The 21055-nt window shown below is 70.3% G+C and carries 20 protein-coding genes and 1 pseudogene; 7 read left to right on the forward strand and 14 right to left on the reverse strand.

All coding sequences use genetic code 11. From position 1 onward, the window contains the following. Positions 1–285: 285 nt before the first annotated feature. Together ACQ452_RS17990 and ACQ452_RS17995 are read right to left on the reverse strand one after the other, a co-directional pair. Entirely contained in the window at positions 286–699 is a 414-nt protein-coding gene (locus ACQ452_RS17990; protein ID WP_433386114.1) for a hypothetical protein, read from the reverse strand. A gap of 337 nt (positions 700–1036) precedes the next feature. Then, positions 1037–2056, reverse strand: coding sequence for an aldo/keto reductase (locus tag ACQ452_RS17995; RefSeq protein ID WP_433386115.1), 1020 nt, complete (start codon positions 2054–2056; stop codon positions 1037–1039). A 155-nt stretch (positions 2057–2211) separates the two neighbouring features. On the opposite strand from ACQ452_RS17995, the gene ACQ452_RS18000 reads away from it, so the two are divergent. Beyond that, the gene (locus ACQ452_RS18000) at positions 2212–2790 is read left to right on the forward strand and encodes a TetR/AcrR family transcriptional regulator (protein ID WP_433394199.1); all 579 of its coding nucleotides are present in this window, start codon (positions 2212–2214) and stop codon (positions 2788–2790) included. Between the two features lie 418 nt (positions 2791–3208). Here ACQ452_RS18000 and ACQ452_RS18005 read toward each other — a convergent pair whose 3' ends face one another. From ACQ452_RS18005 to ACQ452_RS18060, 12 genes and pseudogenes are all read right to left on the reverse strand, one after another. After that, the gene (locus ACQ452_RS18005) at positions 3209–3415 is read right to left on the reverse strand and encodes a hypothetical protein (protein WP_433386117.1); all 207 of its coding nucleotides are present in this window, start codon (positions 3413–3415) and stop codon (positions 3209–3211) included. A gap of 33 nt (positions 3416–3448) precedes the next feature. Then, positions 3449–3879, reverse strand: a pseudogene (locus ACQ452_RS18010) (IS5 family transposase); the annotation flags it as partial. Then, entirely contained in the window at positions 3878–4360 is a 483-nt protein-coding gene (locus tag ACQ452_RS18015) for an iron chaperone (RefSeq protein WP_433386119.1), read from the reverse strand. The gene ACQ452_RS18015 and the pseudogene ACQ452_RS18010, both read right to left, overlap by 2 nt. Before the next feature lie 376 nt (positions 4361–4736). Then, positions 4737–6020 carry a serine hydrolase domain-containing protein gene (locus tag ACQ452_RS18020; RefSeq protein ID WP_433386120.1) on the reverse strand — a complete coding sequence of 428 codons (1284 nt, stop codon included), beginning with the start codon at positions 6018–6020 and terminating at the stop codon, positions 4737–4739. Between the two features lie 234 nt (positions 6021–6254). After that, positions 6255–7643, reverse strand: coding sequence for an FAD-dependent oxidoreductase (locus tag ACQ452_RS18025; protein WP_433394201.1), 1389 nt, complete (start codon positions 7641–7643; stop codon positions 6255–6257). 55 nt (positions 7644–7698) lie between these two features. After that, on the reverse strand, positions 7699–8214 hold the full coding sequence (locus ACQ452_RS18030; RefSeq protein ID WP_433386122.1) for a copper resistance CopC family protein: 516 nt from the start codon (positions 8212–8214) through the stop codon (positions 7699–7701). Positions 8215–8259: 45 nt separating this feature from the next. Beyond that, positions 8260–8856: a hypothetical protein gene (locus ACQ452_RS18035; protein ID WP_433386124.1), complete on the reverse strand. Its 597-nt coding sequence runs from the start codon at positions 8854–8856 to the stop codon at positions 8260–8262. 99 nt (positions 8857–8955) lie between these two features. Further along, positions 8956–9747 carry a YaaA family protein gene (locus ACQ452_RS18040; protein ID WP_433386126.1) on the reverse strand — a complete coding sequence of 264 codons (792 nt, stop codon included), beginning with the start codon at positions 9745–9747 and terminating at the stop codon, positions 8956–8958. Next, the gene (locus ACQ452_RS18045; protein ID WP_433386128.1) at positions 9744–10133 is read right to left on the reverse strand and encodes a DUF1801 domain-containing protein; all 390 of its coding nucleotides are present in this window, start codon (positions 10131–10133) and stop codon (positions 9744–9746) included. Before ACQ452_RS18045 ends, ACQ452_RS18040 begins: the two co-directional genes overlap by 4 nt. A 147-nt stretch (positions 10134–10280) precedes the next feature. Then, the gene (locus ACQ452_RS18050; protein ID WP_433386130.1) at positions 10281–11267 is read right to left on the reverse strand and encodes a hypothetical protein; all 987 of its coding nucleotides are present in this window, start codon (positions 11265–11267) and stop codon (positions 10281–10283) included. 106 nt (positions 11268–11373) lie between these two features. After that, positions 11374–12936: an MFS transporter gene (locus ACQ452_RS18055; protein WP_433386132.1), complete on the reverse strand. Its 1563-nt coding sequence runs from the start codon at positions 12934–12936 to the stop codon at positions 11374–11376. 104 nt (positions 12937–13040) lie between these two features. Next, a complete protein-coding gene (locus ACQ452_RS18060; RefSeq protein ID WP_433386134.1) occupies positions 13041–14222 on the reverse strand; it encodes an epoxide hydrolase family protein in 1182 nt (393 codons plus the stop codon). 14 nt (positions 14223–14236) lie between these two features. Between ACQ452_RS18060 and ACQ452_RS18065 the strand changes: the two genes are divergently transcribed. The 6 genes from ACQ452_RS18065 to ACQ452_RS18090 are packed head-to-tail and all read left to right on the forward strand — an operon-like array spanning position 14237 to position 21030. Next, a complete protein-coding gene (locus ACQ452_RS18065; RefSeq protein WP_433386135.1) occupies positions 14237–14572 on the forward strand; it encodes a hypothetical protein in 336 nt (111 codons plus the stop codon). Between the two features lie 38 nt (positions 14573–14610). Further along, positions 14611–15816: a pyridoxal phosphate-dependent aminotransferase gene (locus ACQ452_RS18070; RefSeq protein ID WP_433386137.1), complete on the forward strand. Its 1206-nt coding sequence runs from the start codon at positions 14611–14613 to the stop codon at positions 15814–15816. Positions 15817–15819: 3 nt separating this feature from the next. Further along, positions 15820–17418, forward strand: coding sequence for a class I adenylate-forming enzyme family protein (locus ACQ452_RS18075; protein WP_433386139.1), 1599 nt, complete (start codon positions 15820–15822; stop codon positions 17416–17418). After that, positions 17415–18215: an SDR family NAD(P)-dependent oxidoreductase gene (locus tag ACQ452_RS18080; RefSeq protein ID WP_433386141.1), complete on the forward strand. Its 801-nt coding sequence runs from the start codon at positions 17415–17417 to the stop codon at positions 18213–18215. Before ACQ452_RS18075 ends, ACQ452_RS18080 begins: the two co-directional genes overlap by 4 nt. Beyond that, positions 18212–19639 (forward strand): aldehyde dehydrogenase family protein, encoded by a 1428-nt coding sequence (locus ACQ452_RS18085; RefSeq protein ID WP_433386143.1) that lies wholly within the window; start codon positions 18212–18214, stop codon positions 19637–19639. Before ACQ452_RS18080 ends, ACQ452_RS18085 begins: the two co-directional genes overlap by 4 nt. Beyond that, entirely contained in the window at positions 19636–21030 is a 1395-nt protein-coding gene (locus ACQ452_RS18090) for a UbiD family decarboxylase (RefSeq protein WP_433386145.1), read from the forward strand. Before ACQ452_RS18085 ends, ACQ452_RS18090 begins: the two co-directional genes overlap by 4 nt. The last annotated feature ends 25 nt before the right edge of the window (positions 21031–21055 follow it).

Genomic DNA, 21055 nt, shown 5'->3' on the forward strand with positions numbered 1-21055 from the left:
GAACCGAGCTGAATCCGGTGAGGAGGGCAGCGCTACTTCGAGCTGGGCAGACCCCTCTTGGCCTCTCCGCGCCTCGTTGGCTGGCAGGACGTATGCCAGATGAGAGCCACACCAAGCCGCGGTGGGCAGCCGATGAGAGAGCTAGAACACCGGCCGTGGAAGGAAGCCGCGTGCTACGCCGCATGCTCCCCGACTGAGACAGGAGGCGCCAGCCCGGCAGGTGTGCCGGGCTGGCGCAGCGCGCCCGCCTCCGATCGTGAGGTCCGGGCCATGACGGGCCACGGCTCAGGGAGTGGTGGCCGGGTGAGCCACAGGGTGTTCGGTGGCACGGGCCCGCCGCCGTCGGGACAGGGCGGCGGTGAGGAGTTCCCCTGGGCGGGGGCGGCGACCGATCAGTCGGGTGAGGAGGCTGTGCCGCAGGACCCGACCGGGATGGTTGCCGTGGACCTGCCCCGGTTCGTCGATCGGCGTGTCGACGTTGTCGGTGCCGTTGTCCGGCCGGTCGGCGCGCAGGGTGGCCACGCCCAGGCGGCGGATGGACAGCAGGGCGTCGGTGAGCGCGGGAGACAGGCGTTGACCGAGGAGGAACCCGACGGCGGCCCCGCCGACGGGGATCTCCCGGCGAGGATGGGTGGCCGCGTAGACGATGCTCGCCGCGACGACCTCGGGGGCGTACACCGGCGGAGGTGGCTTGACCATGGCACCCAGCCTGCTGCGCGCGTGCTCGGATGACACGGCGCCACTGCCGGATCAGCTGCTCCTGCGCTTCAGGGAGGCCCCACCAACTAGTCATCGAAGTCGAGAGGACGAGTCGGATCCTCGTCAGGTGCGTCCTGGCGGGAGCTGATCATTTCCATCTCGGTGGACCGGTGTTGCTGACCCTGGATCGGGGCAGCCCATGAGCCCGGAGCTGGGCGAACGCTTGCTTGGCCGGGGTTTCCTGTGCGGCGTGTCAGGCAGCAGGCGGTCGCGCGGGCGCACGTCCGTCTGCCGCCTGGTCACTGCCGGGCCGAGTGGTCACTGCCGTGCCGAGTGGTCAGCGGCGGCGCAGCGCCGGCTCGAGCAGAGCGGGCGGGGTGTCGTTCTTCTCGTGGGCGGCGAGATCGACGCCGGGAGCCACGATCGCGTCGATCGCGTCCAGCACGTCGGCCGAGAGCACCGTGTCCACGGCGGCGAGCTGCGAGCCGAGGTGGTCCATCGTGCGGGGGCCGATGATCGCGCTGGTCACGCCCGGGTGTGCGGTGACGAAGCCGAGCGCGAGCTGAATGATGCTGAGGCCAGCCTCGTCGGCGACTGTGGCGAGTTGCTCGACGGCGTCGAGCTTGGCACGGTTGGCGGGGATGCTGACGTCGAAGCGCTGCCGCATGAAGCCCGAGCGGTTCGTGCTGATTCTCTGGCCGGCGCGGATCGCCCCGGACAGCCAGCCCGACGCCAGCGGGCTCCAGGCGAGCACGCCCATGCCGTACTCCTGCGTCGCGGGCAGCACGTGGGTCTCAATGCCACGCTGCAGAATCGAGTAGTTCGGCTGCTCGGTCACGTAACGGCTCAGACGTCCCTCGCGGGCGGCCCACTGCGCCTGCACGATGCGGTAGGCCGGGAACGTCGAGGAGCCGAAGTAGCGGATCTTGCCCGCGCGCTGCAGGTCCGTCAGCGCCGACAGCGTCTCACCGTCGCTGGTCGTCGGATCCCACCGGTGCATCTGGTAGAGGTCGACGTGGTCGACGCCGAGGCGGCGCAGGCTGTTCTCGAGTGCGGTCACCAGCCAGCGGCGCGAGCCACCCCGCTGGTTGCGCTCGTCGCCCATCGGCAGGGTCGCCTTGGTGGCCAGGACGACGTCGTCCCGACGGCCGGCGATGGCCCTGCCGACCATCTCCTCGGACTGGCCGCCGCTGTAGGCGTCGGCGGTGTCGACGAGGTTGATCCCCGCCTCGAGCGCGCCGTCGACGATGGCGGTGACCTCCTCCTGGGTGGTGTTGCCGATCTTGCCGAAGTTCATTGCGCCAAGTGCGAGGGTGCTGACCTGCACACCGGTGCGACCCAAGGTGCGGTACTGCATGACTGTTTCCCCTTCAGACGTCCGGCGGTGCCCGGTTTGGTGACAGCCCGGCCGGTAAGTATGCTGAGCATTCGGAACGCTGTTCCGATAAACACCATACGGAACAGCGTTCCGAATGCCAAACGGAGTGACGGAGGTAACGCGACGTGGCCGGTATCGACAGCGGCTCGGAGCAACCGGTCCCGCGCAAGCGGGCCGACGCCCGGCGCAACGAAAAGGCCCTGCTCGACGCCGCTGCCGCGGCGTTCATCACCTCCGGCGTCGACGTCCCCGTGCGGGACATCGCCGTCAGGGCGGGGGTCGGCGTAGGCACGATCTACCGCCACTTCCCCACCCGAGCCGACCTCATCGTCGCCGTCTACCGCCACCAGATCGAGGCATGCGCCGACGCGGGACCGGCCCTACTGGCCGACAGCGACACACCGCACGCCGCCCTGACGCAGTGGATCGACCTGTTCGTCGACTTCCTGGTCACCAAGCACGGCCTCGCCGCAGCACTACAGTCCAACGACGCCGCCTTCCAGACCCTGCACGCCTACTTCCTCGACCGGCTCGTCCCGGTCTGCGACCAGCTCCTCGACGCCGCCGTCGCCGCCGACGAGATCCGCCCCGACATGGACGCCTACGGACTGCTGCGCGGCGTCGGCAATCTCTGCATCGGCGCGGGCAACGATCCCCGTTACGACGCACGCCGCCTGGTCGGCCTCCTCGTGGTCGGGCTTCGCGTCCGCTAGTCGGGCTTTGGGAGGCACGCCTTGAATCGCGCGGGCGCGCAGATGAGCGCGGCTGCCTTTGCCGGTGTACGCCTCGTCGACCAGCACCCGGTCCGGGCGAGTTCGCAGCCGGCCACCGCCGACCGGCTTCACGCGGATCTTGTGCAGGACCGGAAGGAACCGGGGGTCGCGCCCAGAGCAGCGTCTGATGGGCCGAGCGACGACCTGACCGCCTCGGCGATGCCGGAGTGTTCTCCGCACCCAGCGCCGCCAGGCCCGCAGCGGCGAGGCCGCGCCGTTGATTGGCCGGTAGGGTGTAAGGCTGCTCCACCCAGCCAATTTCGCACCGGTGGCACGGCTGGTAGTCGACCGCGAAGGCGAACTCGTCGCGGTCGAGGCCGCCGCCGTCGTCGTAGCGCAGATTCGCCGCCCGCATCCGTCAGCCGGGCCGCTCCGCGGAGACGGTGTCCTGCCACGGCGTGGCCAGGCGGGGGATGACCGGCCAGCCGTGGCGTTGCGGCCACCGGCCGCGGGTCAGCCCGAGCAGGAACTCGCGCCACGGCTCGCGCCCGGATACCCGAGCAACCTGATCGGTCGCTGCGATGAGATCCCGGATCGCCGCATCACGGCACGCGCCGCTGGTCACCGGTCGGCACCTAAGCGTGTTTCATAAGCCCGGTCAGAGCCATTCGCAGATGATGGTGATGGTCAGGACGGCTTGGAACCGGACGGCCAACTTGTCGTAGCGGGTGGCCACGCCGCGGTGGCGCTTGAGTCGGGCGATGCCGTTCTCGACGGCATGTCGCATCCGGTAGAGGTCACGGTCGAACTTCGGCCGGCGTCCGCCGCGGCTGCCCTTGGCTTTGCGGTGGGCGTCCTGGTCGGCCTTGCTCGGGATGCAGGTCTTAATCCCACGCTACGGCGCAGGACCGGGATGAACTGCGGACTGTCACCCCGATGCCCGGCGGTCACCACCATCGACAGGACCTTCTGCCCCTGCTCACAGGCCAGATGCGTCATGGTGGTCAGACCGCCGCGAGATCGTCCGAGAGCGTGATCGGCGGGTTCGTCGTGTACGCCACCGGGTGGCTCTTTCTGCTGGTGGCCCTCAGGCCAAGGCCTTCTTCAGAAGCTTTCTGATCGTCGCCTCGCCCTTGTCGCTCAGTTCCGTCAGAGCGAAGGACGTCGGCCACAGGCCGTGCTCCTCATCGAGCTTCGCCTCCGTCGTGAACCCGAATGACGAGTAGCGCTCCTTGTCCGCCTGGCCGCTGCGAAAGAAGCACATCACCTTTCCGGCCCGGGCGTAGGCAGGCTGGCCGTACCACAGCTTCGGCGCCAACTCGGGAGCGACTTCCCTGATGATGACGTGCAGGCGCTCGGCCACCGCTCGATCGGGCTGCCCCATCTCGGCGATCTTTGCGAGCACGTCCTTCTCGTCGGCCGCAGCCTTGTCCGCGCTCCTGCCGCGTCGCGCCGCCGACTTCAACTCGACCGCGCGGTCCTTGATGGCAGCGCGCTCGACCTCGGAGAACCCATCCTCGGAAGAGTTGGCCGGCCTACCACCCTTACTGGCTTTCGACGCCGTGCTCACCTCGTACCGCTCCTCTCTGCCGTCATCGTGCCCCTCAGGCTAGTCACACCCCGGTGTATCGCGGCTTCTCCATTCCTGATCACTTCATGGCCTGCGCAATGGCAGGCATCGTGGAAACCCGTCACGACGGATCGCGTCTCTCACCGTTGGGCAGGCACGCCACTGGCCATCCCTGCGGCTCTACGGGGCCCCGAGCCTCGTGAGACACGCCTGGCGCGCAGGGCCGCGGGCGATGACGACTACCGCCGTCAATCCAGGCCGGACACGATTCGGCCGGAGCGCTAGCGGCATCGCGCAGGTCCCGGGGGCTGGCACCCGGCCGGGCGGCAGCCGCGACCGGAGCACGGTGTCCGGTCGCGGCTGCCGGGTGACAGCGTCAGCGCTGCGGCAGGGGCCTGAGCAGTGCCGGTGCGCCCGGCGCCGGGACGACCGCCGGCACCCGGGCGGTGCTGGTGGTCCGCGCCGCGACGGGGCTCTCACCGACAAGCGCCGTGTTCAGGAACCTGCCGACGGCCTCGCCGATCGGGTCCGGCGTGCCGGGCAGCGCGTAGTGCGTCACGTTCTGGGCGAGGCTCACCTGCCGCCGACCGTCCGGGGTGTGCAGCGAGATGGCGCTGTGCCCGAAGACCACGCCGTCGTGCCCCCAGACGTCGCCGGTCGGCCACGTCATCCGGTAGAGGCCGAGCCCGTAGCCGGCGGCCTCCGGCTGGGTCGGATCGAACGGCACGGTGGTCTTCATCGCGGCCAGTTGGGCCGGGCGGAGCAGCCGGCCACCGAGCAGCGCCCGGAAGAAGGTGTTCAGGTCGGCCATGGTCGAGACGAGCGCCCCGGCCGTCCAGGCCCAGGACATGTTGCTGACGCTGAAATCGCGCAGCTCGCCCTCGTACCACGGGACGTAACCCCTGCTGTGCGGGCCGGTGATCCGGGGATGCCGGCCGGGGAAGTACGTCTGCCGCAGCCCGAGCGGCCGAATGATCCGCCGGTGCACCTCGTCGGTGGCGGACCGGCGGGTGACCCGCTCGATGATCAGCCCGGCCAGAATGTAGTTGGTGTTCGAATAGGAGAAAGCCGCGCCCGGCGCCCCGGTCGGCGGCTGGTCGAGGCCGGCCCGGACGAGTTGGCGCGGTGTGAACGTGGTGGACCGGTGCCGCTCGATGTCCTCCGGGGTGGCGAAGATGACGTGGTCGTAGTCGCTGATCCCGCTGGTGTGGCCGAGCAGCATCCGGACGGTCACCCCGGTGACCGCGAACTCCGGAAGGTACCTGCCGATCGGCGCGTCCAGCGCGATCCGACGCTCACCGACAAGTTGCAGCAGCGTGGCGGCCACGAAGGTCTTGGTGATGCTGCCGACCCGATGCTGAAAACCGGCCAGCACCGGTCGACCGGTCGTCACGTCGGCCACCCCGCTGGCGCCCCGCCACCGGTCCCGAGCGTCCCGGGCCTCGGCGAACACACCGGGCATGCCGGCCTCGGTGATCGCGCGCAGCTCGGCGGTGAGCGCCGCGTCCGGCAGGGACCCGGCGGGCGGACGGCCGGCCGCGAGCGCCGGCCCGGCACCGGCCAGCAGGGGCGTCGCGAGTGCCGTACCGGTGGTGGCCAGCAGGAAACTGCGGCGTGACAGGTGCATGTCGCCTCCCGTGTAGACGTATCTGCCGCTCATGATGCCCAGGGCCGCCAACCGAAAGCGTCAGTCTGCGGACCCATGTCGGCCTCCCCACCGGGGATGACCCCGGGCTCCGACCCGCGTGGGAGAAACCCGTCCGACAAGCGGCGGAATACAGTCGACGCCGATGTCCGACACGGTACGCGTCGTCGACTCCGAGGCCTTCGCGAAAGGCTCCGGTCGCGCTGACGAAGCGCGACCGGAGCCGATGACGGGCAAAAAGAAAAGAGGTCAACGCGCCTGCGGCGTGGTGCCGTGAGTGGCGGGCGCGCCGTGCCAGGACGGGCCGGGGGCCGGGCGCAGGATCGCGTGGCGCAGCACCCGGCCTGCCATTGCGGGCCGCATGAGCGCCTCGGGCGGGTCGATCAGGCCCGCCACTCGCATGAACCCCTCCGTCACCTTGTGATCGCGGGTGGCGGCGTACTGCAGACGCGCCATGTAGGCGTTGCCGACGCGGACCTTGAGGGTCCGCCTGCCCTCGACGCCCGGAAAGTCGAGGTCGCCGCCGGCGGCAATGCCCCACGGGGCGTCTATGACCTTGGCCAGGTCGGCGAAGAAGTGGTGCGGTGTCGGCGCGTGCCGCTGTCGCAAGTGCTCACGGAGCGTCATCGCCTCGATGGCCGCGACGCTCATTCCCTGACCGTAGACGGGGTTGAAGCTGCAGACGGCGTCGCCGATGACCAGGTACCCGTCAGGGAATCGCAGCAGTTGCTCGTAACGTCGTCGCACGCTGGCGGGAAACCGGAAAGAGACCGGATCGTCCACTGCCTCGGCGTCGCGGACCGCCTCGTAGACGTCGGGCACCGGCAGGGACCTGACGAACTCGAGGAACGCATCCGGCTCCGTGGGCGGGTAGTCGCCGAGCACGCCCGTGAGCGACAGGATGCAGGTTTCTGGACCGACCTGACCGAAGAAGGCGCCCCGAGGGTGTCCCGGCGAGGCAACCGGATTGATCGACTGCACGCCGTCAAACATGTCGGGACGGGTGCGGTAGTGCCGGGTGGTGTAGGCGAGGCCGACCTTGACCCGCTCTTCCACCGGGCGCTGGTAGCCCAGCTCAGCGAGCCAGGCGGGGGTACGGGAGCCACGACCGGTGGCATCGACGACCAGGTCGGCCTCCAGCACCTCCACGTCGGCACCGGGTCTGCGGCGCTGCACCCGGACCCCGACGATCTGCTCGCGATCGTCGGTGGCAACCAGGCCGAGCACGTCGCACTCCTGCGTGAACGTGACGTTCGGCAGCGCGGCGACCCGGTTGCGGACGTGGTTCTCCAGGACCGGGCGGGGGGCGGTCACCGAGACCAGGCCGGTGCGGGCCGGCTGGATTTTGCGGCCGTTGAAGAACCAGCGCATCTCGCCCAGATCACCGGTGGGCACCCCGGCGGCGCGCAGCTCGTCGGTCACGCCGGGAAACAGCTCCTCGAGAATGAGATGCCCCCGTGCGTGCAGGCCATGGGCGTGGACGGTGTGCGGCGCACCTCGTCTGGGGGTAGCCACGCCCAGCACCGCGTCCCGCTCGATGACGACGACCTCGGTGTAGTGTTCGGCCAGGACCCTGGCCGTGAGGACGCCGCCCATGCTTGCGCCCAGCACGATGGCGCGGACTCCGATTCGACTCATCGGCACGTACCTTTCTGACGGGTGAGCGGGATTCTCGGGCACATGACGGGACGGGTCAGAAGGGGTTGCGGCGGACGCGCTCGGGCCGGCGCACCAAAAGTGCCAGGACGGCGAGGAGTGCGACGCCGTCCACGATGAGCAGGGCGGCGCCAACCCGATCGACGCCGTGCGCGTGTGTGGCGGGCGGCGACGGCGGCTGCCGGTCACCCGGTGCCCCCACCGTGAATCGGGCAATGCCGGAGACGTCACGTCCGTCGACCATGACCACGTGGTAGGCGATGACGAATTCGTCGGGTCCGGGAACGGTCAGGTTCTGACGCAGGCCGTCGGCGCCGACGGGTGTCAGCGGCCCGGTGGTCAGCGGGTCGGGGCTGCTTCCTCGCACAGCGATATGTGACCGGTCGAGGTCCGGCTGGCCCGACACGCGGATCTCGACCGCCGATGGCGGGCCGGCCAGGACCGCGTTGTCGGCGGGAGTGATCGAGAGGGTCTCGGATGCGGTGCCGGCGGACGGTTCCGCGGTGAATCGCGCGAACAGTGCGAGGAACGTGACCAGCGCCGCCACGGTCACGGCGGCACCGGTGTAGATCGGTCTCGCGATCGACATTGGTCGGGCTCAGTCGCCGGCAACCAGCAGGGACCGCCCGCGGGTGGCGGGACGAGGGCGAGGAGCACAGTTGCAGGCCGCCATCTTCCGCTCGGCCTCGTTGGGCCGCAGGTGCAGGTAGACCGCGATCACCATGGGGATGAACACCACCGAGTTGTAGAACAGGTGTAGTTCCACCCGGGGCACGATCAGTTGCAGCAGGCTGGTCGGGACGGTGGTGCCGGGCAGCCGGAAAGACGTGTGGGCCTGCAGGAGCAAAAGCGCGTGCTCGATGTGATGCCAGAACTGGAGGGTCAGGGCGACGGTCCACCATGCCCTGGCACGGCCGACGAACGCCGGCCGGAGCAGGATCAGTCCGACAAGCATGACGACCGCGTAGCCGTAGTGCAGCCACTCGGAGCTCACCAGCCACGGAAAGGGCATCCCGAGGACGCCGCGGGCCTGCGGCAGTGGCCAGCCGAGCAGCCAGATCTGGTACGCCTGGACGAGATGCTCCGCCCAGTGCGCCACGACGATCACCATGTAGATGTTGAGGGCGGCACGGTGAACGCCGCCGTTGAGGAATCCCCGGGCGCCGGGGATCACCCTTTCCGCTGAGACTGCCATTGTTTCTCCAGGTGGACACCGATGGTTTCGGTCCACGCTAGACAGCAGAACTACCGGGGGTGACTCTCAGATTGCGGTGTGCGCCCTGACCGGAGGAGGTCATCCCATGTCGTGCAGGCGGACGCTGAGGCCCTTGCCCTCGAACTCTCTGCACACGAAGGCCGGCTGGCGGGGCTTGCTCAGCGCGGGGTCGTGCCGGTAGCCGATCTCGGCGAAGCCGACGATGTCGGCCGGGTCCTCGACCCGGGCCGTCACCAACCATCTCGCGAAGGCGCCCCGGGCGATCTTGGCATGCACGACGACGAACCGCGGCTCGCCCGTCTTTGGGTGCACCGTCAGGAAGCGGGGACTGACGAACCGTTCGCGGGGCAGGAACGGCGTGACGGTCTTGTTGTACTCGACGGCGGCGAGATCGACGATCGGGCCGTCCGGCGGCAGACACCGCGCGATGGACTCGCCCCAGAACCGGTAGAGGTTGTCGTAGGGCCGGTCGGGCAGGCGATAGCCCATCTCCAGCCGGTAGGGCTGGACCGCGTCGTGGGGCCTGAGGATCCCGTACAACCCGGAGAGGATGCGCAGCCGGTCCGCCGCGTAGGCCCGGTCGGCGGCAGAGAGGTCACATGCCCGCAGGCCGCTGTAGATGTCTCCAGCGAAGCTGTCGATTGCCGGGGACTGCCGCGCCGCCTCGACGCTCCAGTCGGCGAGCAGCGCGTGGGTTCTGCCGGCGAGCGCCGGCGAGATCTCCATGACGGCGGCCAGTTGCTCCGCCGACAGGCTCTTGAGATAGGTCGCCAGCGTCTCGGCCCGGTCGAGCAGAGCGGGGGTGGTCAGTGCCGCACCTCCCCGGGGCGCCGAACGCATCACCTTGGAGGTGTGGATGAGAATGATCACTGATTGTCGATCGCCTTGATGAGCGTCTTGATGATGCGCTTGAGCTCGGTCTTTTTGGCCTTGGCGTCCTTCATGTCCTGGAAGTACGCCATCCGCCGACCATCGGTGTAGTTGCCCTCCAGCAGCGCGCTGTCGACGTCCAGCACCAGTGGGTTGTGGAAGACCAGGTGGACGTGCTCCTTCGCCCAGAGGTTGAACGTCGCCAGGTACGCCCCGTTGTAGGAGAACGAGGGCGCCTTCCACTTGACCTGCTCGGTGATCTTCGGGTTGACGGCCTTGATGCTCTCCCGGAGCATCTCGACCTCCACCTTGAAGGGGTGATCGAGCTTGTCCATGAAGGCGTCGACCTCCGCGGTCTTGTTTACGGTGTTGTCGACCTTGCCCATGTTCGCCTCCGCACCGAGATCGATACCCGTGGTGAGCATACCGAAGTCGAGCCGTGGCGGTCGTCGCCACGAGCGACCGCGCTCTCCGCCGCGGCACGGGTGGTGGGCCGGGTTCGCCCCGCACCACCACCCGTGCCCGGGCAAGCCTCAGCCCGCCGCCCGGCGGACGAAGCCCTCCAGCGTGGTGACGATCTCCAACCGGTTCTCGCGGTGGCGCACGCAGTAGCGGGTGGGGTACCAACCGGCGGTCTTCCACGCCTGCGGTTGCTTGATGGGGAAGCAGCCCCCCGGCTTGGTGCCCGCGGCCACCTCTCGGTACCACTCCTCGGTGATCATCGGCTCGTAGAAGGTCAACTGCCCGCCGTACGAGCCGTAGATGAAGGTGTGGGTGAAGGGCTGGCCGTTCATCTCAGGTCCGGTGAGGTCGATCAGGTGGTTGCCCATGCCCGGCTCGACGGCACCGAAGTCGCTGTAATCGGCCGGCATGTGCTGCGGCGGCAGGGGCTGGCGGCCGACCTCCCAGTCCTCACAGTTGACGAGCAGGCCACACGGCCCCGGGCGGATCGCCATACGCTCCTCGTTGGAGTTCATGTAGAAGTGCACGTCGAAGTGCGGGCGATCGTAGATGTGCTCCGGCAGGTGGCCGGCCGGATTCCAGTTCATCAGCACGTACTGGAACGGGGTGTCCACCCGCGCGCGGAACTGGTCGCTGAGCCGCAGCGGGTGCTCGTACCCTCCGGTGCACTCGGTGTGCTGATCGGTGTCGCCGTCGCCGTTGACGTCGTAGCACCACAGGCCCGCGGTCGGCGGATGCCTCGGCAGACCGGACAGCGCGCTGTCGCTCATCACCAGACCGACGGTGTGGGGAACCCCCTTGCGGGACTGCGAGAAGGCAGCGATCGTGCCGTCACCCATCCGCGTGCGCTGTCCGTACAGCGCGCAGACCCCCGGGTAGGAGGCAGTGCGGCGAAGGAGGGTGTCAGCGACCTTCTTCGGTACGGTGACGTCGACCTCGACGCGGCTGGCCACCGTGGGCGCGAGGCAGACCTCCACCCAGGGGCCCTTCGCCACCGCAGGTCGCGGTGTGAGGGCGATGACCAGCGCCATCGCCGCCAGGGCAGCTGCCGCTGCCACGACGGTGGTACGCAATCTTCGACGACGGGACATGAAGGTTTCCTCTCCGGTTGATGGGATCCGTGCCCGGCGTCGCGATCGCGGGACCACGCGCCGGCGCGACAGGTCAGGAAGCGCCGGGCCCGGCCTCGGCGGGCAGGGCGGGGTGAGCGGCGCCGGTGGGCGGCACGACGCGCAGACGAAAGACCAGCAGGGCCGCGACCGCGAGGAAGAGGACCAGGTTGATCACGCTGGCGCCGTGCAGGGCCTGGGTGAACGCCTCCCGCGCGGAGTCGAGCAGTTGCCCGGCTACGGGCTCCGGCAACGTCTCCGCGACGGTCGCGGCGCCGACGATGCTCTCCCCGGCCACCATCGCCTCGACCGGAGGGACCGTCGGGGGCACCTCGACGGCGCTACCGTAGACGGTCCCGGCGACGCTGCCGAGGATCGCCACACCGAGCGCCACCCCCAACTCCCCGCCGGTGGAGGAGAGCGATCCGGCGGCGCCGGCCTTCTCCGGCGGCGCCGCGCCCATCAGCACCGCGTTGGCGAGGGTGGCGCTCGGGCTGCCGCCGACGTACATGACGACCAGGCCGGTGATCAGGGTCGCCAGGCCCCCGGAGGCACTGACCTGAGTGATGATCAGTGCACCCACGGCCGCGAGGAGCATTCCGGCCCCCAGGACGTAGGCGGGTCGGACGGTACGGGCGACGGCCGGGCCGACGTTGCCTCCGATGATCATGGCGGCGGCCGGGATGAGCATCCACAGCGCGACGCTCAGCGGCGACATCCCCTCGACCAGCTGCATGTAGAGGGTGGAGACCAGGCCGGTGCCGGCGGTGATGAACCCGAACGCGAGACCGAGCAGCACGATGGTGCTCACCACCGGATTCCGGAAGAGCTCGAGATCCAGCATCGGATGCGTCAGGTGCCGCTGACGCGTGACGAACGCCGAGGCGAAGGCGAGGCCGACCAGGACGACGCCGACGGGCTCGGCCTGCCAGCCGGCGCGCGCGATCTCCTTGAGTCCGTAGACCAGGGGCAGGAGCGCGGCGAGTGACAGCACCGCGCTGAGCGGATCGAGCCTCCCGGGATGCGGGTGGCGCGCCTTGGGCAGCAGCCGCGGGCCCAGGACCAGCAGCAGCGCCATGACGGGAACGCCCATCAGGAAGATGGATCCCCACCAGAAGGCGTCGAGCAGGAGGCCACCCACCACCGGGCCGAGGATGACGCCGAGCATGATGGTCGTGCCCCAGACGCCCATCGCGGCGCCCATCTGCGCCGGATTCGGGAAGAGCTGGCTGATGAGGGCGAGCACGGAGGGCATCACCGTCGCCGCCGCGATCCCGAGCAGGGCCCGGGAGACCAGCAGCATCTCGATCGAGGTGGAGTAGGCGGCGAGCAGGGACGCGACCAGAAAGCCCGCCGCGCCTGCCAGCAGTACGGTGCGATGGCCGAGCCGGTCGCCGAGGGTGCCCATGAGCACCAGGAAGCCGGCGATCACAAAGCCGTAGATGTCGGTGACCCACAGCTGCTGGGTGCTGCTGGCCCCGAGGTCGACGGCGAGCCGCGGAAGCGCGAGGATCAGGACGCTGATGTCCACCGTCGTGAGCAGGGTCGGTAGACACAGGACAGCGAGCGCGATCCATTCCCGGCGACCCGCCCGGGTTTCCATATCACCTGTCGTCACCTTGCGGTCCCTCCGTCGAGGTGTTCAGTGGTAGGTCGGGGCACCGGGATCTCGTAGCCGGCAGGCGGTGCCCCGGTGTCTCGAGCGGTGCTGCCGCTCTCGTCCTATGCGGTACGCAGCGACCGGAAGAACATCCGGATGTCGTCGACCAGCAGCTCCGGCACCTCCATCGCCGGGAAGTGCCCACCGCGGTCGAACTCGGTCCAGTGCGTGATGGTGGAGAAGTCCCGGTCGGCGAGGCGACGGATGGGCAGGATGCAGTCGCCCGGGAACACCGCCACTCCGAGCGGCACGACCAGGGGCCGCTCGCGGTATCCGGCCAGCATCTCCGCGTTGGGGTCCTCGGTCGCCTGGCGCTGCTGCTCGGTGACCTCGTAGTAGAGCTGGGCCGAGGAGCCCGCGGTGTTGGTCAGCCAGTAGATCATCACGTTGGTCAGCAGCAGGTCCCGGTCGATGACCTCGTCGGGCAGCGCCGCGTCGGTCCACTCCTTGAACCGCTCGACGATCCACGCCAGTTGGCCCGCCGGCGAGTCGTTGAGGGCGTACGAGACGGTCTGTGGGCGGGTGGCGAGCAGCTTGCGGTAGCCGGATCCGTCGGCGTCGAAGCGGGCCAACCGGCCCAGTCGGGCCATGTCCTGCTCGCTCAGGCCCGCCAACTCGGCCGGGTCACCGGACGGGAGAACGGTGAGCATGTTGCTGTGCACGCCGAGGACGTGCTCCGGGTCGAGTCGGCCGACGGCGAGGGAGATCGGGGAGCCGAAGTCCCCGCCCTGAGCCCCGTAGCGCTCGTAGCCGAGCCGGCGCATCAACTCGACCCACGCCCCGGCGACCCGGTCGATCGTCCAGCCGGCCGCGGGCAGCGGACCGGAGAAGCCGAAGCCGGGAATGGAGGGAATGACCAGGTGAAACGCGTCGGACGGGTTGCCGCCGTAGGCCGCCGGGTTGGTGAGCGGGCCGACCACGTCGAGGAACTCCGCCACCGAGCCGGGCCAGCCGTGCGTCATGATCAGCGGCACGGCGTCCGGTTCGGGTGAGCGTACGTGGGCGAAGTGGACGTTGGCGCCGTCGATGGTCGTGGTGAACTGCGGCAGGCGGTTGAGCTGGGCCTCCGCCTGACGCCAGTCGTAGCTGGTGAGCCAGTGCGCCACCAGGTCCTTGAGGTACGCCAGCGGCACCCCTCGTGCCCAGCCCGTCTTTTCGAGATCCGGCGACCACCGGGTCTGTGCCAGGCGGCGGCGCAGGTCGTCGAGCTCGGTCTGCCGGATATTGACCGTGAATGGTTGCAAGGTTCCCTCTCCTCGTGGATGACGCCCGGATCGGTTCACATCAAGCGCAGACCTCCGGCGGTCCCCCGACCCGTACCGGGACGACGCGCGGTCGGAACCTGCCGGCGCCGACCATGACGGTGGCACCGGGCCGACGGCGGACGCATCTTCCGGAGTGCGGCGCGACCGGCGGCATCCTGGGAGGCCTGATCGTCAAGGAATTCGGCTCGGTCGATGTTCATCGACGCATCGCCGGCACCGGCTCCGACGCCCTGCCGGTGCGAGTGACAGCGACGACAACGGCACGCACAGAGATGCCGGTCCATGCGGCGGTTGGAATCGTGAACGCGACGTCACCGGCTGCCGGATGACGTCCCTTCCCACCGGAACACGAGGAGTGTGATCAAGGGTGACGACGCCGAACAGCCCTGGCCGGAGCACGAGCAGCCCACTGTCGAGCCGGACGCGGCACTTCGTCCTACCGCGGCAGTGGGCCTCCATGCGCCGCGCCGAGCAGCTTGAGCGGGAGAGCGGTAACCGGGTCATCCACCTGGAGAAGGGCGACTTCCAGGGTGACGAGTTCCGCCCGGCGCCGCACATCCTCGAAGCGTGCGTCAAGGCGGTACACGACGGGCACGTGCGCTACGTGCCGGGCCCCGGCCTCCCGGAGCTGCGGGACGCGATCGCGGCCGAGGCCACCCGCCGAGGCCGCCCGACCTCCCGCGAGGAGGTCCTGGTCACCATGGGCGCCAAGCACGCTCTGACGCAGAGCCTGCTCACCCTGATCGACAACGGCGACGAGGCCGTCTTTCCCAACCCGGGCTACCCGCCGGACGAGTTCTGGATCACCTACGCCGGCGGTCGGGTGGTCTACGCGCCGCTGGTCGAACCCGACTTCCACTTCGACATCGACCAGCTGAGCAAGCTGATGAACGACCGCACCAAGGTGCTGATCCTCAACACGCCGCAGCGGCCCAACGGAATGACCGTCGACCGCCTGGCCGAGATCGGCGAGCTGTGCCAGCTCAACGACGTCACGGTGATCTCGGACGAGATCTTCAGTCACATGGTGTACCCGCCCGCCCGGCACCAGACCATCGCCGCAGTCGAGGGCATGGCCGAACGCACTCTCCTGGTCGACACCTTCAGCAAGAGCTACATCATGACCGGCTTCCGTATCGGATGGTGCGTGGGCAACCGGGACCTGATCACCGCCATGGACATCTTCCAGCAGAACTCGGTGACCAATGTGCCGGCCTTCGTCCAGCACGCCGCTCTCGCCGCGCTCACCGGACCGCAGGACCACGTGATCGCGACGCGCGACCGGCTACGCGCCAAGCGCGACCGGACGGTGGCGGCCCTCAACGCGATGCCCGGAATCACCTGCCCCACGCCCGACGGGTCGTTCTACGTCTTCCCGGACATCCGTGGCACCGGCATGACCGCACAGCAGCTCACCGACCACCTGATCGATCACCACTCGGTGGGCGTGGTCGCCGGGACGGCGTTCGGTGACCGGGGAGAGGGACATGTGCGGATCACGTACGCCGTGCCGGACGACGTCCTCGACGAGGGCCTGGAGCGCATCCGCCAAGCCGTCGAAAACCTCGGGTGAGCGATGGACATCGGTCGGACGCTCACCTGGAGTGCGGCGCGGCATCCGCAGCGACTCGCGGTGGGGGGAGAGCCGTCCCTGACCTTCCGGCAGTGGGACGCGTACACCAACCAGCTCGCCCGGGCGCTGGCGGCACTCGGCGTCCGACGCGGCGAGCGGGTCGCGCTCCATCTGGGCAACGGAGCGGATCTGGCCGGCGTCTACCTGGCGACGCAGAAGCTCGGAGCGGTCGCGGTGCCTCTGTCCACCCGGTTGGGCGCCGCGGAGCTGGAACACTGCCTACGCGACTGCGCGCCCGCGCTGCTCGTCACCGACGCCAACACCTCCGGTCGGCCGGCCACGGCGGCGGCGCACGCGGCCGAAGCGCCGATCCGGGCGTACGTCGGCGATCCGCGTGACGCGCCGGAGGGCGCCGTCGCACTGACCACGCTCGTGCGGACCCAGACCGACACGCCGGTGCCCGTCACCGTCGACGACCGTGACCTGAGCGTGCTGCTGTACACCTCGGGCACGACGGGACAACCCAAAGGTGTCCCGCGCACCCACGCGGCCGAACACGCGGCCACCGTCGCGCACGTCGTCCAGTCCGGCCACACCGGCACGGACGTCACTCTCGGAGTGATGCCCCTGTTCCACACGATGGGCCTGCGCACCCTGCTGGCGAGCGTGCTGACCGGCGGGACCTGGGTTCCCCAACGCCGGTTCGACGCCGACGAGTCGGTGGAGCTGATCCTGCGGGAGGGTGTCACCGCCCTGTACCTCGTGCCCACGGTCTACTGGTCCCTGCTCAACACCGGCCGGCTGCATGAACTGCCGTCGCTGCGCCGGCTGGGGTACGCCGGAGCACCCATGGCCCCCGACCTCGCCCGCCGCCTCGCCGAGACGGTCCGCCCGGCCGCCTTCGTCAACCACTACGGCAGCACCGAGATCTACACGTTCACCGTCGAGCCCGACGTCACCGCCCGGCCGGGCAGCGCCGGCCGGGCGGGGTTGTTCTCCCGGATACGCGTCATCCACACCAGCGACGGCGCCGGCCCCGACGATGTCGTGCCCCCGGGCGAGCCCGGTCAGGTGATCGCCTCGATGGCCTCCCCGGAGGCGTTCGCGGGCTATTGGGGACGCCCCGACGCCGACGAGAGCGCCATTCGCGACGGTTGGTACCACACCGGTGACCTCGCGGTGCATGACGAACACGGCGATCTCTGGTACCAGGGCCGGGTCGACGACATGATCATTTCCGGTGGCGAGAACCTCTACCCCACCGACATCGAAGCGGCGCTGGCCGCGGTACCCACCGTCAGTGACACCGTCGTCGTCGGGCTCCCCGACGAACGGTGGGGACAGGTGGTCACCGCGTTCGTCGTCGCCCGCGAAGGCGTCGACCCGGCCCACGCGGTTCGAGAGACGCAGCGATTCGTCCGGGCATCCTCCGGACTGCCATCGCTCAAACGCCCGAAGCGGATCATCGCCGTCGACCGCATCCCGCGCTCCCCCGTCGGCAAGATCCTGCGCCGGCAGCTGGCCGACGGCCGCTACGAACCGCTCGCCGACACCGCCGCCCCCGATGCCCCATCCCGTCACGACCCGGAGGTACCCGGATGAGTGTGTTGCCGATCCGCCCGGCGTCCCCCACCGCTCTCGCCGGTCGTACGGTCATCGTGACCGGTGCCGCCGCCGAGATCGGTGGCGCCTATGTGCGGGCGTTCACCGCGACCGGGGCCAACGTCGTCGCGGTCGACCTGCTACGCACCGCCCGACAGGCCCTGGCCGTGACCCGGGAGGCCACCCGCACCGGTCCCGGACGTGCGCTCTTCGCCCCCGCCGACGTCACCTCGGAGGCGGACTGGCGGCTTGTCGTGGAGCGATCCGTCGCGGAGTTCGGCGGCCTGGACGTGCTCGTCAACAACGCCGCCGTCTACCGGCGCATCGGCGCGAAGCGTCCGCTGACCGAACTGGGCGTCGAGGAGTGGGACCACGTCTTCGCCGTCAACGTACGCGGTTCGTGGCTGGGCATCCGTGCCGTGGCGCCGGTGATGGCCGACCTCGGTGGCGGATGCGTCGTCAACGTCTCCTCGGTGGTCGGTCGCGTCGGCGCGGTCGGCTTCGCCCACTACGTCGCCTCCAAGGCGGCCGTGGAGGGCCTGACCCGTGCCGCAGCCCGGGAGCTGGGCGACCAGCACATCCGCGTCAACGTCCTCGCTCCCGGGCTGGTCGACAACGAGGCGAGCCGAGCGTTGAACACCGGGTCGTACCTCGACTCGTCAGCGCAGGCCCGGGCGCTGTCCCGGCCGATGCAGGCCGACGATCTGGTCGGCCCCCTGCTCTGGCTGGCCTCCCCGGCCGCCGCGTTCGTGACCGGGCAGACCGTCATCGTCGACGGCGGGCAGGTGTTCGCGTGAGCCTCGGGACACCCGGACGGGCCGCCGTCGACGGGTACGTGCGACCGCTCGACCCGACGACCCTCGCGCCGCTGGAACCGGTGGCGGTCACCTGCGCGGCCGAGCTGGACGAGGCGGCGGCACGGGCGCACTCGGCGGGACGCGGCCGGTGGGCGACCGACGCGCGTCACCGCGCGGCGGTGCTGCACCTGTGGGGCGAGGCGCTGGCCGCGCAGACGCCGGAACTGGCCGACGCGCTCGTGACCGAGACCGGCAAGACCGTGGCCGAGGCGTACCTGGAGATCGCGGCCTGCGTCGACGCCCTGACCTACAACGCGGGCCTCGCCCGGCACCTCGGCGGCATGGCCGGGACGCTGCCCGACGGCTCGGTCGCACACGTCGTGCGGGAACCGGTCGGGGTCACCATGTTCATCGTGCCGTGGAACTGGCCGATGCTGCTGCTGATCCGAGATCTGGCCCCGGCACTGGCCGCCGGCGTCACCGCCCTGGTCAAGCCGGCGCCGCAGAGCACTCGCGTCACCGGCCGGATGCTGGCGCTCGGCCGGCAGGCGGGGCTTCCGGCCGATGTCGCACATCTCGTCGTCGGCGGACCCGAGGTCGGGCAGACCGGCGTCGAGCATCCCCTGGTACGGGCCGTCGCATTCACCGGCTCGACCCGGGTGGGAACGGAGATCCTGCGGGCAGCGGGCACCGGGATGAAGCGGCCCCTGCTCGAACTCGGTGGCAAGGCGGCCGTCGTCATCTGCCGCGACGCCGACGTGGAGGCGGCGGTGACCGCGGCGGTCCGGGCAGCCGTGGTGACCGCCGGGCAGATGTGCATGGCCTGCACGCGGATCCTTGTCGACCGTCCGGTGCACCGCGACGTGCTGGCGGCGGTAACCGCCGGGCTCGCCGGGATCCGGGTCGGCCATCCGGCCGACCCCTCGACCCAGATGGGGCCGCTGGTGTCACCAGACGCCGGCGACCGTCTGGCCGAGGTGCTCGGCGCGGCCAGCGAGCGGCTGCGGGTGCACGGTGGTCAGCGCCTGCACCTCGACGGCCTCGCCGGGTGCTTCGTCCGGCCGGCCGTCGTCGTGGAGCCGCCCGTGGACTCCCCCGTGGTGCAGCGCGAGCTGTTCGCCCCGGTGGTGACCGTCGAGCCGTTCGACGACGACGCCGAGGCGCTGCACCTGGCGAACGCCACGCCGTACGGTCTCGCGACGAGTGTCTGGACCCGCGACCTCGATCGCGCGTGGCGCCTCGCCCGCGGCATCGAGGCCGGCACCGTCTGGGTCAACGGTCACCACCACTCGTACCCCGAGATACCCAGCGGAGGAGTCAAGTCCTCCGGCATCGGTCGCACCCGCGGCGTCGTCGGTCTCGAACAGTTCACCGAGCTCAAACACATCCACTTCGCCGCGCGTGCCTCGGACGGTCGACCGTGACCTCGTCCGCGGCGGCGTCGCCCAACTGGCCGGCCCAGCAGGACCTGCGGTCCTGGATGGCTCTCCGGGAGGCAGCCGGTCTGCTCGGCCGGGTACGGTCCCGCGTCGACCCGGACCAGGAGGTCTCGGCAGTCCTGGAGCGACTCGACGGCCGACGCTCCGTGCTCTTCCTCGACGTCGCCGGCGCACCGTTTCCGCTCGCCGGGAACCTGGTCCTCGACCGCGGCGACCTCGCCCGGGCCATGGGCTGCCTGCCGCACGAGACGACGACGCGCTACCTGCGGGGGCTGACGGCACCGCGGCCGTGCGCGCCGCTGCCCGGCACCGCCGCCCCGGTGCTCGCCCACCGGTTCGACGACGACGTGCTGCTGTCCCGCCTCCCCCTCACCGTGCAGCACGAACACGACGCCGGGCGCTATCTGACGTCGGCGCTGCTCGTCGTCCGGGACCCAGCGACCGGCCGTACGAACCTGTCGATCAACCGCATGCTCGCCGTCGGCGAGCGGACACTGCGGACGCTGGTCCTACCGGGGCGGCTACGCCGGATCCTCTCCACGGCCGAGCGTCGAGGGCTCGACCTCGACGTGGCGATCGTGGTGGGCGTCGACCCGCTGCTGGCCATGGCCAGTCAGGCCCCGGCCACGGACCCCACCCTGGACGACCTCGAGATCGCCAGTGCCCTGCGTTGCACCCCGCTGCCGGTGGTCGCCTGCCCGGGTAACGGACTCCCGGTGCCGGCCGAGGCCGAGTTCGTCCTCGCGGGGCGGTTCCGCGCCGACGTACGGGAGCCGGAGGGCCCGTTCGGGGAGTTCCCACGCACCTACGGGCCCAGCGCGCCGGCCCCGGTGATCGAACTGACCGGCGGCTGGCATCGCGAGTCACCGGTGTTCCAGACCATCCTCTCCGGCGGGCGCGAGCACTTCCTGATCGGCGGTGTCCCACGGGAGGCGGCCCTGCTGCGAACGCTGCGTCGCGCCCACCCCGAGGTGACGGCCGTGCGGCTGCCGGAGGCCGGTTCATGCCGGCTGCACGCCGTCGTGTCGGTGCGCGCCGGCAGCACCAGGTCGGCGGTGGACATCCTGCTGGCCACGCTCGAAGGTTCCACCGTCGTGAAGCACGCCGTGGTGGTCGACGACGACGTGGACATCCACGACGACGAGCAGGTGGGGTGGGCGGTGGCGACACGGGTCCAGGCGGACCGGGACGTCATCGTCGTGTCCGGGGCCGCCGGCAGCAGCCTGGACCCGTCCTCCGTCGGTGGGACGACTGCCAAACTCGGCCTCGACGCCACGGTCCCCGCGGGCGGGCGGCACCGCCACGCCCGGATGCGGACCCGTCCGGCACGGCCGGAGCACGTCGACCGGTGTCTCGCCGAGGCCCTCGCCAGGTGAGGGTTCGCCTGCTGGTCGACCACCC

It is taken from the genome of Micromonospora sp. KLBMP9576, assembly GCF_050941805.1.
GTDB lineage: Bacteria > Actinomycetota > Actinomycetes > Mycobacteriales > Micromonosporaceae > Micromonospora.

Coding starts and splice junctions, on each gene's coding strand:
- ACQ452_RS17990 (WP_433386114.1), bottom strand. CDS start 699: ATGGTCAAGCCACCTCCGCCGGTGTACGCCCCCGAGGTCGTCGCGGCG.
- ACQ452_RS17995 (WP_433386115.1), bottom strand. CDS start 2,056: ATGCAGTACCGCACCTTGGGTCGCACCGGTGTGCAGGTCAGCACCCTC.
- ACQ452_RS18020 (WP_433386120.1), bottom strand. CDS start 6,020: ATGAGCGGCAGATACGTCTACACGGGAGGCGACATGCACCTGTCACGC.
- ACQ452_RS18025 (WP_433394201.1), bottom strand. CDS start 7,643: ATGAGTCGAATCGGAGTCCGCGCCATCGTGCTGGGCGCAAGCATGGGC.
- ACQ452_RS18035 (WP_433386124.1), bottom strand. CDS start 8,856: ATGGCAGTCTCAGCGGAAAGGGTGATCCCCGGCGCCCGGGGATTCCTC.
- ACQ452_RS18045 (WP_433386128.1), bottom strand. CDS start 10,133: ATGGGCAAGGTCGACAACACCGTAAACAAGACCGCGGAGGTCGACGCC.
- ACQ452_RS18075 (WP_433386139.1), top strand. CDS start 15,820: ATGGACATCGGTCGGACGCTCACCTGGAGTGCGGCGCGGCATCCGCAG.
- ACQ452_RS18080 (WP_433386141.1), top strand. CDS start 17,415: ATGAGTGTGTTGCCGATCCGCCCGGCGTCCCCCACCGCTCTCGCCGGT.